At 67.7% G+C, this 15,100-nt stretch carries 14 protein-coding genes; 6 read left to right on the plus strand and 8 right to left on the minus strand.

Translation table 11 applies throughout. From position 1 onward, the window contains the following. Positions 1 to 4 precede the first annotated feature (4 nt). A complete protein-coding gene (gene ilvB, locus EJO71_RS17640) occupies positions 5 to 1,795 on the plus strand; it encodes a biosynthetic-type acetolactate synthase large subunit (protein WP_125949786.1) in 1,791 nt (596 codons plus the stop codon). A gap of 9 nt (positions 1,796 to 1,804) precedes the next feature. Here the strand turns inward: ilvB and EJO71_RS17645 are convergent, their stop codons facing one another. The 4 genes from EJO71_RS17645 to EJO71_RS17660 form a co-directional block, all read right to left on the minus strand. Then, positions 1,805 to 3,364 (minus strand): sodium:proton antiporter, encoded by a 1,560-nt coding sequence (locus tag EJO71_RS17645; RefSeq protein ID WP_125949785.1) that lies wholly within the window; start codon positions 3,362 to 3,364, stop codon positions 1,805 to 1,807. A gap of 94 nt (positions 3,365 to 3,458) precedes the next feature. Next, the gene (locus EJO71_RS17650) at positions 3,459 to 4,478 is read right to left on the minus strand and encodes an alpha/beta hydrolase (protein ID WP_125949784.1); all 1,020 of its coding nucleotides are present in this window, start codon (positions 4,476 to 4,478) and stop codon (positions 3,459 to 3,461) included. 118 nt (positions 4,479 to 4,596) lie between these two features. Beyond that, positions 4,597 to 5,073: a MarR family transcriptional regulator gene (locus EJO71_RS17655; protein WP_125949783.1), complete on the minus strand. Its 477-nt coding sequence runs from the start codon at positions 5,071 to 5,073 to the stop codon at positions 4,597 to 4,599. 64 nt (positions 5,074 to 5,137) lie between these two features. Further along, on the minus strand, positions 5,138 to 6,118 hold the full coding sequence (locus tag EJO71_RS17660) for an AraC family transcriptional regulator (RefSeq protein WP_125949782.1): 981 nt from the start codon (positions 6,116 to 6,118) through the stop codon (positions 5,138 to 5,140). A gap of 202 nt (positions 6,119 to 6,320) precedes the next feature. Here EJO71_RS17660 and EJO71_RS17665 point away from each other — a divergent pair, with 202 nt between their 5' ends. Together EJO71_RS17665 and EJO71_RS17670 are read left to right on the plus strand one after the other, a co-directional pair. Next, positions 6,321 to 7,076 carry an aldolase gene (locus EJO71_RS17665; protein WP_240651420.1) on the plus strand — a complete coding sequence of 252 codons (756 nt, stop codon included), beginning with the start codon at positions 6,321 to 6,323 and terminating at the stop codon, positions 7,074 to 7,076. Further along, complete coding sequence (locus EJO71_RS17670) at positions 7,073 to 8,374, plus strand: MFS transporter (protein WP_125949780.1); 1,302 nt, start codon at positions 7,073 to 7,075, stop codon at positions 8,372 to 8,374. The genes EJO71_RS17665 and EJO71_RS17670 overlap by 4 nt, the downstream gene beginning before the upstream one ends. A 19-nt stretch (positions 8,375 to 8,393) precedes the next feature. On the opposite strand, the gene EJO71_RS17675 is transcribed toward EJO71_RS17670, so the two are convergent. Together EJO71_RS17675 and EJO71_RS17680 are read right to left on the minus strand one after the other, a co-directional pair. Beyond that, on the minus strand, positions 8,394 to 10,133 hold the full coding sequence (locus EJO71_RS17675) for a hypothetical protein (protein ID WP_125949779.1): 1,740 nt from the start codon (positions 10,131 to 10,133) through the stop codon (positions 8,394 to 8,396). Between the two features lie 99 nt (positions 10,134 to 10,232). After that, positions 10,233 to 10,616, minus strand: a complete 384-nt coding sequence (locus EJO71_RS17680; RefSeq protein WP_116268631.1) for a response regulator — start codon at positions 10,614 to 10,616, stop codon at positions 10,233 to 10,235. A gap of 223 nt (positions 10,617 to 10,839) precedes the next feature. On the opposite strand from EJO71_RS17680, the gene EJO71_RS17685 reads away from it, so the two are divergent. The 3 genes from EJO71_RS17685 (at position 10,840) to EJO71_RS17695 (ending at position 13,794) form a co-directional block, all read left to right on the plus strand. Then, complete coding sequence (locus EJO71_RS17685; protein WP_164546843.1) at positions 10,840 to 11,451, plus strand: TetR/AcrR family transcriptional regulator; 612 nt, start codon at positions 10,840 to 10,842, stop codon at positions 11,449 to 11,451. A gap of 55 nt (positions 11,452 to 11,506) precedes the next feature. Next, positions 11,507 to 11,959: a nuclear transport factor 2 family protein gene (locus tag EJO71_RS17690; protein ID WP_164546842.1), complete on the plus strand. Its 453-nt coding sequence runs from the start codon at positions 11,507 to 11,509 to the stop codon at positions 11,957 to 11,959. Positions 11,960 to 12,093: 134 nt separating this feature from the next. Further along, positions 12,094 to 13,794 (plus strand): long-chain fatty acid--CoA ligase, encoded by a 1,701-nt coding sequence (locus tag EJO71_RS17695; RefSeq protein ID WP_125949776.1) that lies wholly within the window; start codon positions 12,094 to 12,096, stop codon positions 13,792 to 13,794. A gap of 126 nt (positions 13,795 to 13,920) precedes the next feature. Here EJO71_RS17695 and EJO71_RS17700 read toward each other — a convergent pair whose 3' ends face one another. Together EJO71_RS17700 and EJO71_RS17705 are read right to left on the minus strand one after the other, a co-directional pair. Beyond that, complete coding sequence (locus EJO71_RS17700) at positions 13,921 to 14,331, minus strand: DUF3830 family protein (RefSeq protein WP_125949775.1); 411 nt, start codon at positions 14,329 to 14,331, stop codon at positions 13,921 to 13,923. A gap of 42 nt (positions 14,332 to 14,373) precedes the next feature. Beyond that, a complete protein-coding gene (locus EJO71_RS17705) occupies positions 14,374 to 15,090 on the minus strand; it encodes an amino acid ABC transporter ATP-binding protein (RefSeq protein WP_240651444.1) in 717 nt (238 codons plus the stop codon). Positions 15,091 to 15,100 lie beyond the last annotated feature (10 nt).

The following is a 15,100-nucleotide window of genomic DNA, read 5'->3' on the forward strand; positions in this document are numbered from 1 at the left end:
CGGCATGCGACTGCTCGACCTACCCCCCACGTCCTCTCCGTCCCTCCGTCCTCTCCACGTCGAGACGCCGGTGCGCATCCGCAACGGCGCCGAAGCCCTGCTCGACACGCTGGTCGAGTGCGGCGTGGACACCATCTTCGGCTACCCCGGCGGCGCGGCGCTGCCGCTGTACGACGCACTGCACGGCGAGCCCCGGCTGCGCCATGTGCTGGTGCGCCACGAGCAGGCGGCCGTGCATGCGGCCGAGGGCTATGCGCGCAGCACCGGTCGCGTTGGCGTGGTACTGGTCACTTCGGGGCCAGGCGTGGGCAACACCATCACCGGGCTGCTGGACGCCATGAGCGATTCGGTGCCCGTGCTGTGCATCAGCGGACAGGTGGCAACCGCCGTCATCGGTACGCAGGCGTTCCAGGAGAGTGACGCGCTGGGCATGTCGCGCCCGGTGACCAAGTGGAACCGCCAGGTGCGCTCGGCCGACGACGTGCCTTCGCTGGTGCGGCGCGCGCTGGAGATCGCCGCCGGCGGCCGCCCCGGGCCGGTGCTGCTCGACGTGCCGAAGGACATCCAGCTCGAACGCCTGGGCAAGGCGCCCGAGCCCGCGCCGCTGCGCGCCTTGCGCACCAGCCGCACGGCGCTGCCGCCGAAGGCCATGGTGCAGCGCGCTGCAGATCTGCTCTCGACCGCGCGACGGCCCGTCATCTATGGCGGTGGCGGGCTGGTCAACTCGGGGCCGGCCGCCTGCGAAGCCTTCACCAAACTCGTGAACCTGATGCACGCGCCGTGCACGCTCACGTTGATGGGGCTGGGCGCGTTCCCCGCATCGGACCCGAAGTTCATCGGCATGCTGGGCATGCACGGCATGCTCGAAGCCAACCTCGCGATGCACGAGGCCGACCTTGTGGTGTGCGTCGGCGCGCGCTTCGACGATCGCGTGACCGGCAAGCTCGACGAGTTCTGCCCGCACGCCCGCAAGATCCACATCGACATCGATCCCGGCAGCATCAACAAGGTGGTGCGCGTGGACGTGCCGATGGTGGGCGACTGCGCCGCGATCCTCGAAAACCTGCTGGCGCTGCTGCCGGAGGAAGGCTTCGCGCCGGAGCGCCTCGCGCCGTGGTGGGCGCGCATCGAGCGCTGGCGCGCCGAGGACTGCCTGGCTTTCGAGACGAAGGCCGATTCGATCCTGCCGCAGCAGCTGATGTCCGAGCTGCAGCGCGCCATTGGCGGGCGCGACGCGATCGTCTCGACCGACGTGGGCCAGCACCAGATGTGGGCCGCGCAGTACCTGCGCTTCGACAGCCCGCGCCGCTGGCTGACTTCGGGCGGCGCCGGCACCATGGGCTACGGACTGCCCGCGGCCATCGGCGCGCAGATCGGACACCCCGGCGCGCTGACGGTGTGCGTGAGCGGCGACGCGTCGGTGCTGATGAACATCCAGGAGCTGTCGACCGCCGTGCAGCACCGCACGCCGGTGAAGCTGGTGCTGAGCAACAACGGCTACATGGGCATGGTGCGGCAGTGGCAGGAGCTGAACCACGGCAACCGCCTGAGCCACAGCTGGAACGAGGCGCTGCCCGATTTCGTGGCGCTGGCCAAGGCCTTCGGCTGGAGCGCGCGGCGGGTGTCGGACCCGGCGGAGCTGGAAGACGCGCTGGCTGAATGCCTGGCGAGCGAGGGCCCGTTCTTCCTCGACGTGCAGGTGGAAGCGCAGGAGAACTGCTTCCCGATGATGCCCTCGGGGCACGGACACCACCGGGTGATGCTGTCGAAGGACCGGTGGTACGAGGAGCCCTGAAGACAGGTCTCAGACGCTCTGCAGCCGGACGTCGCTCGCGGGAATGGCGTTGAGTTCGGCCCAGTCCATCTCTTCCTCGAGCTGGTGGTAGGCGTCGTCCTCGATCTGTCCGCTGTGGCGCAGCGCATCGAGTGAGCGCCGTTGCGCGCGGATCGCCACGGCGCGCAGCCGGTCGTGCGCCGTCTTCGCCTGCGGCTGGTGAGCGTCCTGCGCGAGGGTGCGCGCCGCGCGGTACTCCTCGCGCACCGCCTCGGCCTCGTTGCCGGCTTCGGCTTCGATGGCCGCGAGCGCCGCATCCATCATTGCGGTGCGCGCCAGCGAGATTTCCTTTTCGAGCGAATCGTCGGGCGCGATCTTCAGCGCCTTGATCAGCGGTCCGATGGTGAAGCCCTGGATCACCAGCGTGCCCAGCACCACGGCGAACGCGGCGAGCACGATGAGGTCGCGCCCCGGAAAATCCGCCGGCAGCGCGAAGGCCGTGGCCAGCGTCACCAGCCCGCGCATGCCCGACCAGCCGACCAGCAGCCCGATGCGCTTCGACGGCACGGGCACGTCATGCCCCTGCGCGATCAGCCGCAGCTTGTAGCTGCGCATCGCGGCGCCGTAGAGCAGCACCCACGCCACCCGCACCGCGATGACCAGCACCAGCACGAGGCCGGCGAACTGCAGTGCGTGCGTCAACTGCGGCCCCGACAGCCGGGTGAGGATGCCGCGCGCCTGCAGCCCCATCAGGAAGAAGGCCAGTACGTTGAGCGTGAACACCACCGCGCCCCACACCGCATAGGAATGCACGCGGTCGCGCGGCGCATGGCGCTTGGGCGCGAACTGGCCCAGCGTCATGCCGAAGGCGACCACCGAGATGATCGGCGACAGGTGCAGCCGCTCGGCCACGATCCATGCGCCGAAGGTCATCACGAACTGGAAGATGATGGCCGAGCGCGTGCCCGCGAAGAGCGGCGCGCCGAAGTGCAGGTTGAGCTTGGCGAAGGCGAAGCCCACCAGAGCGCCGCCCGGCACCGCGACCAGCAGCATCGGCAGCGAACTCGACATGGGCGCGTGCGCGGCGCCGGCCGCCGACACCGCCACGCCGAACACCAGCAGCGCCACCGCGTCGTTGAGCAGGCTTTCGCCGTTGATGATCGACAGGGTGCGCCGTGGAATGCGGAACTGCTGCATCACCGCCGCCGCGGCCACCGCGTCGGGCGGCGCGACGATGGCGCCGAGCGTGATCGCCGCCGCCAGCGGCAGGCCAGCGAAGGCCCAGCCGACCCATGCGACCGCCGCGGTGGTCAGCAGCACCGCCACCAGCACCAGCGAGACCAGCGGCATCCAGTTGCGCCGCAGCTCGCGCGGCGAGGTGTCGAAGGCCGAGTCGAGCAGCGCGGGTGCGATGAAGAGCGCCAGCGCCAGGTGCGGGTCGAGGCTGATGTGCGGCACCCAGGGCATCGCGCCGAGCGCCACGCCGGCCAGCGCCAGCATCGACGGATAGGGCAGTGCGAGGCGCCGCGAGAGCTGCAGCAGCAGGCAGGCGGCGATCAGCATGACCAGCACGTTTTCGAAGATGTCCATCGGGTCCTCGGTCTTGGTGTTGTTTGCACCGGATACTAAGAGCCCGACCCATCCGTGGTCGAAAAAAAGGGCCCCTGCGGGCCCTTTTTTCTTGTCAGGATTTCACGAACGCCAGCAGGTCGGCGTTGAACTTGTCCTTGTGCGTGTCGGTCAGGCCGTGCGGTGCGCCGGGGTAGACGATCAGCTTGTTGTTCTTCACCAGCTTGGCCGAGGCCAGGCCGGCGGCGCCGATCGGCACGATCTGGTCGTCGTCGCCGTGCACGATGAGCGTGGGCACGTCGAACTTCTTCAGGTCTTCGGTGAAGTCGGTTTCCGAGAATGCCTTGATCGAGTCGTAGGTGTTCTTGTGGCCGCCCGTCATGCCCTGCGCCCACCACGAGTCGATGAGGCCCTGCGACACCTTGGCGCCGGGGCGGTTGAAGCCGAAGAAGGGACCCGAGGGCACGTCCTTGTAGAACTGCGAGCGGTTCGCCAGCTGCGCGGCGCGCAGGCCGTCGAAGACTTCGATCGGCAGGCCGCCGGGGTTGGCGGCGGTCTTCAGCATCAGCGGCGGCACGGCGGAGATCAGCGCGGCCTTGGCCACGCGCTTCGTGCCGTGGCGGCCGATGTAGCGAGCCACCTCGCCGCCGCCAGTCGAGAAGCCGACCAGGATCGCGTTCTTCAGGTCCAGCGTCTCGATGACGGTGGCGAGGTCGTCGGCGTAGGTGTCCATGTCGTTGCCGTTCCACGGCTGGCTCGAGCGGCCGTGGCCGCGGCGGTCATGCGCCACGGTGCGGAAACCTTGCGATGCGAGGAAGAGCATCTGCGATTCCCAGCTGTCGGAGTTCAGCGGCCAGCCGTGGCTGAACACGACGGGCTGGCCGTTGCTGGGGCCCCAGTCCTTGTAGTAGAGCTCGGTGCCGTCCTTGGTGACGATGGTGTTGCTCATGGTCTGCTTTCCTTTCGAAGAGGTGATAACCGCGCCGGACTTCGGCGCAGCGGCGGAAGCGGCGGATGCCGCGTTGGAGAAGCCGGCGCCCACGAGGGCGCCGGCTGCGACGGAAGCGCCACCCACCAGCAGGCTGCGGCGGGTCGGCGTGTTGGTGACGAGGGGGTGGGTGCGTTCTGTGGTCATGGTGCGTTCCTTTTGCTGGGAGGTCGAGGGAGGAACTGGATCGATAAATATCGTATGAATTAATATCGCATGCGATTTATCTGACTTGAAAAAGCAGGAACGGCGAAGCAGCTGCGCATCACGCGTTCCTGTCGAGGCTGGCGCGCAGGCCCAGCAACTGGGTGCGCAGCGTGCCGATCTGTTCGGGGGACAGCTCCATGGCTTGGGCGACGCAGCCCGGCAGCCCTTGCGCCCTGGCGCGCAGCGCGCGGCCGCCGGCGGTGAGCGACACGATGACCTGCCGCTCGTCCCTGGGCGAACGCACGCGCTGGATCAGTCCGCGGGCTTCGAGCCGCTTGAGCAGCGGGGTGAGGGTGGTGGTTTCAAGCGCCAGGCGCGAGCAGATCTCGGAGACGTTGATCTCGTCCTTCTCCCACAGCACGAGCATGACGAGATACTGCAGGTAGGTGAGATCGAGGTCGCGCAGCAGGCCGCGGTACACCTTGTTGAGGCTCAGCATCGTCGAGTAGACGGCGAAGCACAGCTGATCGTCGAGTGCCAGCGGATTGCCCGCGGGGGCTTCGACGGACTCGGCGGTGGAGCGCTTGGCTGGCATGGGCCGGATATTAGATCGCATGCGATCTAATGGCAAGCAATATTTTCCGGGCCCAGCGAATCCTTCAGGCCGGCGATCTGCGATAGGCCCCAGGCGGGGTTCCGAACCGGCTCCTGAAGCAGCGGCTGAAATGGCTCGCATCGCCGAAGCCGTTGCGGTAGGCGATCTCCGAAACGCCCAGGTGGTCGAGCCGCCGGTTCTGCAGCTCGTCCTTCGCGCGCTCCAGGCGGCGCATCTTGAGGTACGTGCCGTACTGTGTGCGCTGCATCTCGAAGAGTCGGTGCGTGAGCCGCTTCGAAATGCCGAGCTCCCTCGAGACCGCGTCGACAGACAGCTCCGGATCGCCGAGGTGCGCCTCGATGAAGGCCACGAGCCGCTGCCAGCGGTCGCGCTCGCGGCGCTTGCCGTCGGCCGCGTCTTCATCGATGGACTCGCAGTAGGCCGCGGCCAGCAGCGAAACGAACGACTGCTCGGAAAAGTAGGCGAGCGCCGGAGCGGCCTGCGCCGCACCGGGAAACACATGCCCCATGTGCGCGCGAGCAGCCTCGGCCAGGCGCGAATCCGCCTGCGCGATGGACGGCACGAAGCGATCGTGCAGGTCGGCATAGATGCCGAAGAACCGGTCGGAGGGCACGCGCAGCATCACCAGCTTGCCGGATGAGGTCAGCGTGCAGGTCGAGGGGAGACGGGTCGTGCGGAAAGTGATGTCGCCCTTGCGGAAGGGCATGCGGCGCCCGCCCTGGTCGATGGTGCCTTCGCCCTCGACGGCGATCATGGCGAGCACGTCGCCCGCGCCGCCGATGGAAGCCAGGGCCGTGTCGTGACGAACCGCCAGCGGCGTCGACGAGAAGCTGATCGCCAGCCCGCCGCCCACGAGGCGGCAGGCTTCGAGGCTCATGCGCGGGTTGCTGTCCTGCACGCTGAGCTCGCCGGGATACACCAGCGAATCGAGCGCGTTCGAGTAGCCCTGTACGTCGCCCGGATAGAACGGCCGGAAGCAGGGCGCGAAGCTCAGGTCGGATGCTGCTGCTGTGTCGTGGTGCATGGATTGGGCTCCTGCCGACGGTCCGCACGCTTCGTGCCAGACGGGTTCGGCCGAGGCAGTCTAGGCGGCCCTCCATTGCGTACGGACTGAGGCTTTCCACTAGTTGGCACGCTGGATCAATGCGCGTGCACCCACGCACAAGAGCGAACCGCACACGGCTTCTTACATTGGCCGCACCCCACGAATGCACAGGAGCCACAGCGTGAGCGACACCCGCAAGACCACCCACGACAAGCCCGCACCGTCCCTCGACGGCCTCAGCTACGGCAACTGGACCGAGGCCGAGAAGCTCGCGCTGAGCTGCCGCATCCTCGCGAAGGAAGGCCACTCCGAAACCCTGGCCGGACAGGTCACCGTGCGTCAGCCCGACGGCACTTTCCTGACGACGCCGCTCGCGCACGCCTTCGGCGAGATCCGCCCGGAATCGGTCATGCGCATCGACGACTCGCTGCGCGTGCTGGAAGGGCGCGGCGTGCCCAACCCGGCGGTGCGCTTCCACCTGTGGGTCTACAGGCGCAGGCCCGACGTGAACTGCGTGATCCACACGCACCCGCCGTACGTGTCCGCGCTGTCGATGACCGGCGAGCCGCTGCAGATCGCGCACATGGACGCGACGCCCTTCTTCGACGACTGCGCCTTCCTGCCCGAGTGGCCCGGCTTGCCGATCGCGGACGTCGAGGGCGAGATCATCTCGGCCGCGCTGGGCAGCAGGCGCTGCGTGCTGCTTGCCAACCACGGCTTCCTGGCCGCTACTGCGACCATCGAGGAGTCGCTCTACATGTCGGTGCTCATCGAGCGCGCGGCGCGCAACCAGCTCATCGCGCAGTCGGCCTACGGCCGGCTCAAGCTGGTGGATCCAGCGCTGGCGAAGGAGTCGCACGACTTCCTGCTGCAGCGGAGCATCGTCAACGCCAGCTTCGCGATGTTCGCGCGGCAGATCACCGGGGAGCGCCCATGAGCAGCATCGCATCCCCGCTGCAGGGCACCGCCGAAAAGAAGCACCAGAGCGTGTGGAAGATCGGCGCCGCCACCATGGTCGGAACGGCCATCGAGGCCTTCGACTTCCTCGCCTACGGCACCGCCGCGGCGCTGGTGTTCAACAAGCTCTTCTTCCCCAACTTCGACCCCACCGTCGGCACGCTCGCGGCTTTCGGCACCTTCGCGAGCGGCATGCTTGCCCGTCCATTGGGCGGGATCATCTTCGGACACTACGGCGACCGGCTGGGCCGCAAGTCGATGCTCACGCTGAGCCTGCTGCTGATGGGCATCTGCACCGTGCTGATCGGCCTGCTGCCGACCTACGAATCGATCGGCCTGTGGGCCGCTGTGCTGCTGGTGCTGCTGCGCATCGGCCAGGGCCTGTCGTTCGGCGGCGAGCTCGGCGGCGCGATGCTGATGGCCGTGGAGCACGCGCCGCCCAAGTGGCGCTCGCTGGTGGGCAGCATGCCGCAGATGGGCGCACCCATCGGCGTGCTGCTGTCCTCGGGTGCCTTCGCACTGGTCACGCAGCTGCCCGAGGCCAGCTTCCTGAGCTGGGGCTGGCGGCTACCCTTCCTTGCCAGCGCGGTGCTGATCGTGCTGGGCGTGTTCATCCGCATGAAGGTGGACGAGTCGCCGGAGTTCATGCAGGTCAAGGTCCATCGCAAGACGGCGGTGCTGCCGGCGCGCGAGGTGGTGGTGGCGCACCTGAAGCCGCTGCTGCTGACCATCGGCGGCAAGCTGGCCGAGGTGACGCTGATCTACACGATCCTGGTGTTCTCGATCTCGTATGCGACCACGCGGCTGGGCTTCTCCCGCTCCGATGCGCTGCACGCGCTGATCGCAGGCTCGGCGGCGATGGTCTTCACCATTCCGGCCAGCGGCTGGCTCGCCGACAAAGTGGGCGCGCGGCGGCTCTACGTGTTCGGCGGCCTGCTGCTCGCGCTGATGGCGGTGCCGCTCTTTCAGGCCATCGGCAGCGGGTCGCTCACGGCCTACACGGTGGCGATGGTGCTGGCGCTGTCGCTCAATTACCCGCTGATGTTCGCGCCGCAGTCCAACCTCTACGCCGCGCAGTTCCCGGCCGAGCTGCGCTACTCGGGCATTTCCATCGGCATCCAGTTCGCGGCCGCCATAGGCGGCGGTCTGGCGCCGATCATCGCGGCCACGCTGGTCGCGAAGTATTCGAGCATCGTGCCGGTGGGCGTCTATGTCGCGGTGCTCGGCGTGGTGGCGGCAGTCTCGGCCTGGCTGATGCGCCCCACGGTGAACGAGTGAGCCGCTGGCGTGCTGCTCGTCAGGAGTGCCCGTCCACCCGCATCTGGAACAGGAAGTAGGGCGGGATGCAGGCACCGCGCTCCTCGGGCTGGCCCTCGGCCTGCGCGCAGATGTAGTCGTCGCGGCACGCCTGCTGCGCCGAGCAGCTGCGCAGGTTGCCGGGGCGCGTGTGCTTCGCCAGGCATTCGCCGAAAGGCTTCTTCGCGGCAAGGCAGCTGTTGAAGTCGCTGAGGATGGCGATGCCGCCGCAGGTGCCGTTCCCGTCGAGCGGATCGCAAGGGCCTGAGCACATGCCGCCGGGAAAGCCGACCGAGGTTTTCTCGCACACGGAGAAGAGGCCTTCGCAGGAGACGCGCGGCAGCTTCTCGGCGCGGTCCAGCCACGGGTTGGCCGACTGCGTGATGCGCGTGGGCTCGCAGCGCGCGCCGACTGTGGGCCTTTCGGACGTCGTGCCGGTGTCTTCGGGCTCCGCGAGCGGGCGGAACGGATCGGGCCGCTGCATCGACAGGGCTGCCCGCACGTACGTGCTGCGGCGCGCAAGCTCGTCCTGCACGTGCGGCGAATGCGGCACGGCCAGTGCGTTGCCCGTGGTGAAGGTCCGCGATGCGCCGCGCCGGTCCACGCCGAGCAGGTGAAAGCCCGCGACCGCACGGCTCTGGTGGCAGCCCATGCAGCTCAGGTCGTCGAGGCGGCGCAGCACGGCTTGCGGCGATTGCAGCGTGCGGCTACCCGCGACGGCCTGCCACTCGCCCGGCGCAAAGACCTGCGAAAAGGGCCGGTTCGCCAGCCGTTCGAGTCCGCGCGGAGCGACCGAGATCGCTTCGGTCGCCAGGAACTTCTCCGGAATCTGCAACGTTGCTTCGTCCAGCGCGCGCAGGTTCGCGGGCTGCTGCAGCCATTGCTGCAGTTCCTTGCGCAGCGGGGCGTTGGCCTTCAGCTTCGCGACGTCGGGCGTGTTTTCCAGCGGGGCGACATCGAAGCGCTTCGTGCCAGCGTTCCATCGGAAGGCGCGCAGCATGTATTCGGCGTGGCCGCCCAGGTCGGGCCGCACCGCCGAAGGCCAGCGCACGCTCTGAAGATTGGTCGTGACCTGTGCGATGCGTGAATGCTCGAGTCGGCCTGGTGCAAGAGGGCCATCGGCCGACACCAGCCAGCGGCCCGTTGCCTCGTCGGTCATCGAGGCTTGCGGCGGCTGCCAGCGCTTCGCGGCGCTCGCACAGCTGCCGTCCGCATCGGGCGCATCGCCGCGCAGCTCGACGTTGACGGTCATCGGCAGGCGAGACTGCATTTCGGCCGTGCGATAGGCCAGCCGGTACACGAGCCGTGTCTCGCCACATGCGCCGTCCTGGAGGGGCCTGCGGTCCATGCGGTTGGCCACGCCCACGAGTTCGAAGAAGGCGTCAGGGCTCGCGAGCCAGCGTGCGTCGAACAGCCGGTGCGGATAGCGCGAGACACCGACGCCGGCTTGCTTGTCCCGCCGCTGGATGCCGGCGAGGCTGGCGCCCAGCGGCTCGGCGATGGATCGCCAGGCCGGGGCGCGCATCAGGGCCTGGTTGGTCGTGATGCCGTCGCTCGAGGCTGATGCCGCGTCGAACCAGCGGCTGAAGCCGGCGCCCGACTTCTCGGCGGCCTGCAGCGCGGCCGGCGAGGTGACGAGCAGCACCGGATCGGCCGCGCGCGCAAGAGGCGCGGCAAGGGCCGCCGCGAGTGCGAAGGCGCTGGCGAGGCGGGCGGGCAGTTTTTGCAGGAAGGTCGGCACGCGGCGATTGTGCCGTTCGCGATCAGGCCCGACTCGGCAGGGCTTCGCGCTCTTCCTCGAGCGCGAGCACGGACTCCTGGACCATCACGAAGGCAGGGATCAGCGGCGCGGGCTGATGTTCAGCGTCCTGCAGAAGTCGTAGAAGGCTTCGAGCTGCAGCGATTTGTCGAACACGGCGTCGACGCCGGCGGAGAGGGCGCCTTCGCGCACCTCGGAGGTCGCGTGGTTCATGAGAACCACCGTGCGTTGCTCCGGCAGCTTGTGTTCGTTCAGGTAGTGCGCCACGGTGAGCCCGTTGCCCTCGGCGAGGAAGACGTCGATGACCGCGGCGTCCCAGCCCTCGGGGTTGCCCTTGAGCCAGTCGATGGCGTCGCGGGAAGTGGCGGCGGTGCCGATCACGTTGCATTCGGAAAATTCGTGCAGCCCGTCGGACAGCGTGGTGGCGATCAGGGGGTTGTCTTCTATCAGGTAGATGCGGGTCATCTTGCGGTGTTCGCAGTGTTCGTTTTCGTCGTTGTGTCCGGCTTGTCTCGGGCCGACGTGGGCATTGTCTCTGTCGCCATGGCGCGGCGAGTCGGACAACGCCGCCATCTGTCGTAGCGCGATCACCGGCATGCAAGGCATATCGCCCAACGCGCGCCGCACCGCGTGCCATACTGGCCGCGTATTCACGTGGCGCGGCAGCCATCGAGGAGGAAGAGGGCACATGGTCCAGCAGGCCAAGCGCAGCGCAACCACCGTCGGAGCGATCCTCGCTTCGGCGCGGCAGCTTTTCATCGAACGCGGTTTCGCGGCCGTCAGCATCGACGACATCGCGGCCGGCGCCGGGATCGCGAAGGGCGGCCTCTATCACCACTTCCGCTCCAAGCAGGACATCTTCGAGGCGGTGCTCGACGCGGTGCAAGCGGAGCTCGCGGCGGAACTCGGAACGCGCATCCAGCGTATCGAGGGGCATCGCTCGCCGCACACCATCGCGACCAATCTGCAGATCTATCTTGAAGCGGCCACGCAGGAAGGGCTGCGGCAGCTGATCCTGGTCGATGGCCCCGTGGTGCTCGGCTGGGAGCGCTGGCGCGGTATCGACGATCGCCACTTCATGGCTTCTATCCACAGCGGGCTGGTGGCCATCATGCCGGCGGGCACGACGCCGATCGAGATCGATGCCGCGACACGGCTGATCGCCGGTGCGGTCGCCGAAGCAGCACTGGCCTGCGGCGTTGCACAAGACCCGGCCGCCGCGGTGCGGCTGCACTGCCGGATGCTCGAAACCATGCTGTGCGGACTGCAGCGGCACGCGGCGGATCAGCCTCACGATTGACAAACCGACTTTGAGTCGGTAAATTTTCTCCATCAAAAAACGGATGGAGACGGACATGGTGTTCTCTGGCGTTGCCGCCCCCGGTCTCGCAGGCGATGAGTTGTTCGCCCGCTATCACGTCGGATGGGAAACGCGCGATCCGGACCGGATCGCATCGCTCCATTCGGAAGACTCCATCTACTGGCTCCATGACGGCTCCGAGCCCGTGCGAGGGCGCGAGGCACTGCGCCAGTACTGCATCGGCGTGTTCGCGCGCCATCCCTTCACCTTCGAGCTGCGGCGCAGCCTGTTCGCCGAACGGCACTGGGTGCTGGAGTGGGTGATGGTGCTGCCGCTGAAAGACACGGCGGGACAGCCGTTCACCGCGCGGGTGGAGATGCTCGATGTCGTCGACTTCAACGACGCCGGCGAGGTGACGCGCAAGGACGTCTACATGAACGGTGCCCAGTCGCGGGCCGCCTTCGCGCGGGCGGGCATCGCTACCGGCGCGGATCGCCAGCCGAACTAGCTGGTGCCGCCGCCGCGCGGCAATCCGGGCGAAGAACTGCTCCCGCATCCGCGCTGCCGGATGCGGGCAGGGCAGTGCCACGCCTGCACCCGGCAGGTTCCCCCGTCTCATTCACAAGGAAGAAGGAGCAACGCATGCAAACACGTCCGCATCACACGTTCTGGCCCCGGCGCCTGCCTCGCGCGATGAATGCGCCGCGCACGCCGCTATGGGACAACCTCGCGGTCAACGCCCGTCGCTTCCCCGACAAGGCGGCATTGATCTTCATGGGGAGCACCATGAGCTACGCGCAGCTGTGGTCCGCCGTCGAGCGCTTCGCGGCTCGCCTGCACGAACTGGGCGTGCGCAGGGGCGACCGAGTGATGCTGGCGATGCAGAACTGCCCGCAACTCGTCGTCGCCCATTTCGCGATCCTGCGCGCCGATGCGGTGGTGGTGCCGGTCAATCCGATGAACCGGGCCGAGGAGTTGAAGCATTTCATCGTCGATCCCGACGCCCGGGTGGCGATCGCCACGGCCGACCTCGCTGTCGAACTCGCGAAGGCCAGCGATGCACTGCCGGAAGGGCTGCGCCTGCGTCACCTGGTCGTCACGCAGTTCACCGATGCATTCGATCCCGCTGCGCTGTCGGCGGAAGACATGCCCGTGGCCTGGGCGCCCTGGCTGCTGACGCGGCGCGATCTTCCGTCCCTGGCCGGTGGAGCGGTGCACGGCTGGACGGACTGCCTGGCACGCGAGGCCGCGCCACCTGCCTCCGAGGCCGATTCGGACGACCTGGCCCTGCTGCCCTACACCAGCGGCACGACCGGCCTGCCCAAGGGCTGCATGCTCAGCCATGCGAACGCGATGCACAACGCGATGGCAATCAATGCCTGGGGCAACGTGACACCTGAGAGCGTGCAGCTGGTGGCGGTGCCGATGTTCCACATCACCGGCATGGTGGGCGTCATGCATGCGGCGATCCTTGCCGGCGTGACCATGGTGCTGATGCCGCGATGGGACCGCGAGCTGGCCGGCCGACTGATCTCGGCGTGCCGGGTGACGCACTGGGCCAACATTCCGACCATGGTCATCGACCTGCTGGCCAGCCCGAACGTCGCGCGCTTCGACCTGTCGAGCCTGGTCTCCATCGGCGGCGGCGGGGCGGCGATGCCGCAGGCGGTGGCGCAGCGGCTGTTCGAACAGTACGGCCTGCGCTACATCGAGGCCTACGGCCTTACCGAGACCGCCGCGCCCTCGCACTACAACCCGCCCGAGGCGCCCAAGCTGCAGTGCCTGGGCATTCCGTTCATGAGCGTCGATGCGCGCGTGATCGATCCCGAGACGGGCCGTGAAGTCGGGCAGGGCGCGATGGGCGAGATCGTCATCCACGGGCCGCAGGTGTTCGGGGGCTACTGGAAGCGCCCGGATGACACCGCTGCCACCTTCATCGAGATCGACGGCAAGTCCTTCTTCCGCTCCGGTGACATGGGGCACGTGGACGAGGAGGGCTACTTCTTTGCCACCGACCGGCTCAAGCGGATGATCAATGCCTCGGGCTTCAAAGTCTGGCCGGCCGAGGTGGAGGCGCTGATGTTCCGGCATCCCGCGATCCAGGAGGCCTGCGTCATCGCCACGAAGGACGCCTATCGCGGCGAATCGGTCAAGGCGCTGGTGGTGCGCAAGCCCGCGCAGCCGCCGGTGAGCGAGCAGGACATCGTCGACTGGTGCCGCGAGAACATGGCGGCCTACAAGGTGCCGCGCGTGGTGCAGTTCGTCGATGCGCTTCCGAAGAGCGGCAGCGGCAAGGTGATGTGGCGGGCGCTGCAGGAGGCGGAAGCCGCCGCTTCGACTTGAGTCGGGGGGCAACCGCATGTGTCCGGGGGCGCAGCTCCACAGCTCCGCAGCTGCGCGGCCTTGCTGGACTGAAATGCCCTGCCGGTGTCCGCCGCTCGGGCGGTGGCCCGATTCAAGCAGTCCGCGTCAGAGCAATTCGAACGCGATGTCCTGTGCGCCTTCCCACAGCACCTTCCTGCCCAGCGCGCGCAGTTGCTCCTTGCCTTCCACGATCGTCAGGAAGTGATTGCCCGCAAGTGGCCCCATCTTGCTGGAAAAGCTGCAGCTGCCATAGGCCAGGATGATCTCGGTCTCGCTGTAACCGCCGGGGTAGAACAGGATGTCGCCGACCGAAGGATGGCTGGTGTGGTTCTCGAAGCTCACGCCGAGCTCGAAGTCGCCCAGCGGGATCCAGCAGCCTTCGCCGCTCCAGCGTACATGGATGATCTTCTGCCGGTAGGGCAGCAGCCTGGTGAAGGCCTCGACGGTCCTGGGGGCCTCGGGATTCGTTTCCGCGATGAAGCGAAAACCTGCCGCTTCGATGCCTATTCTTGCCATGAGTGATTGAGGGAGGTTGGTGAGGGAAAAAGGTCGGGGCGGTCAGTGCAGCAACTGGCTCAGGAAGAGCTTGGTGCGCTCGTGCTTCGGGTTGCCGAAGAACTCCTTCGGTTCGGCCTGCTCGACGATGGTGCCCTGGTCCATGAAGATCACGCGGTTCGCGACCTGGCGCGCGAAGTTCATCTCGTGCGTCACCGAGAGCATGGTCATGCCGTCGTCGGCCAGCGACACCATGGTGTCCAGCACTTCCTTGACCATCTCGGGGTCGAGCGCGGAGGTCGGCTCGTCGAACAGCATCACCTTCGGGCCCATGCACAACGCACGCGCGATGGCCACGCGCTGCTGCTGGCCGCCCGAGAGCTGCGAGGGGTATTTGTTGGCCTGCTCCGGAATGCGCACGCGCTCCAGGTACGACATGGCCACTTCCTTCGCCTCCTTGGGCGTGTATTTCCTGCTCCACACGGGCGCCAGCGTGCAGTTCTCCAGGATGGTGAGATGCGGGAACAGGTTGAAGTGCTGGAACACCATGCCGACGTCGCGGCGCACCGCGTCGATGCGGCGCATGTCGGCGGTGAGTTCGGCGCGGTTCACCACGATCTGCCCCTGCTGGTGCTCCTCGAGCCTGTTGATGCAGCGCAGCAGCGTCGACTTGCCCGAGCCTGAGGGGCCGCAGATCACGATGCGTTCGCTGCGCTGCACCTCGAGGTCGATGTCGCGCAGCACCTGGAAGTCGCCGTACCACTTCTGCACGCCGACCATGCGGATGACG

Source organism: Variovorax sp. 679 (assembly GCF_003952185.1).
Classification (GTDB): domain Bacteria; phylum Pseudomonadota; class Gammaproteobacteria; order Burkholderiales; family Burkholderiaceae_C; genus Variovorax.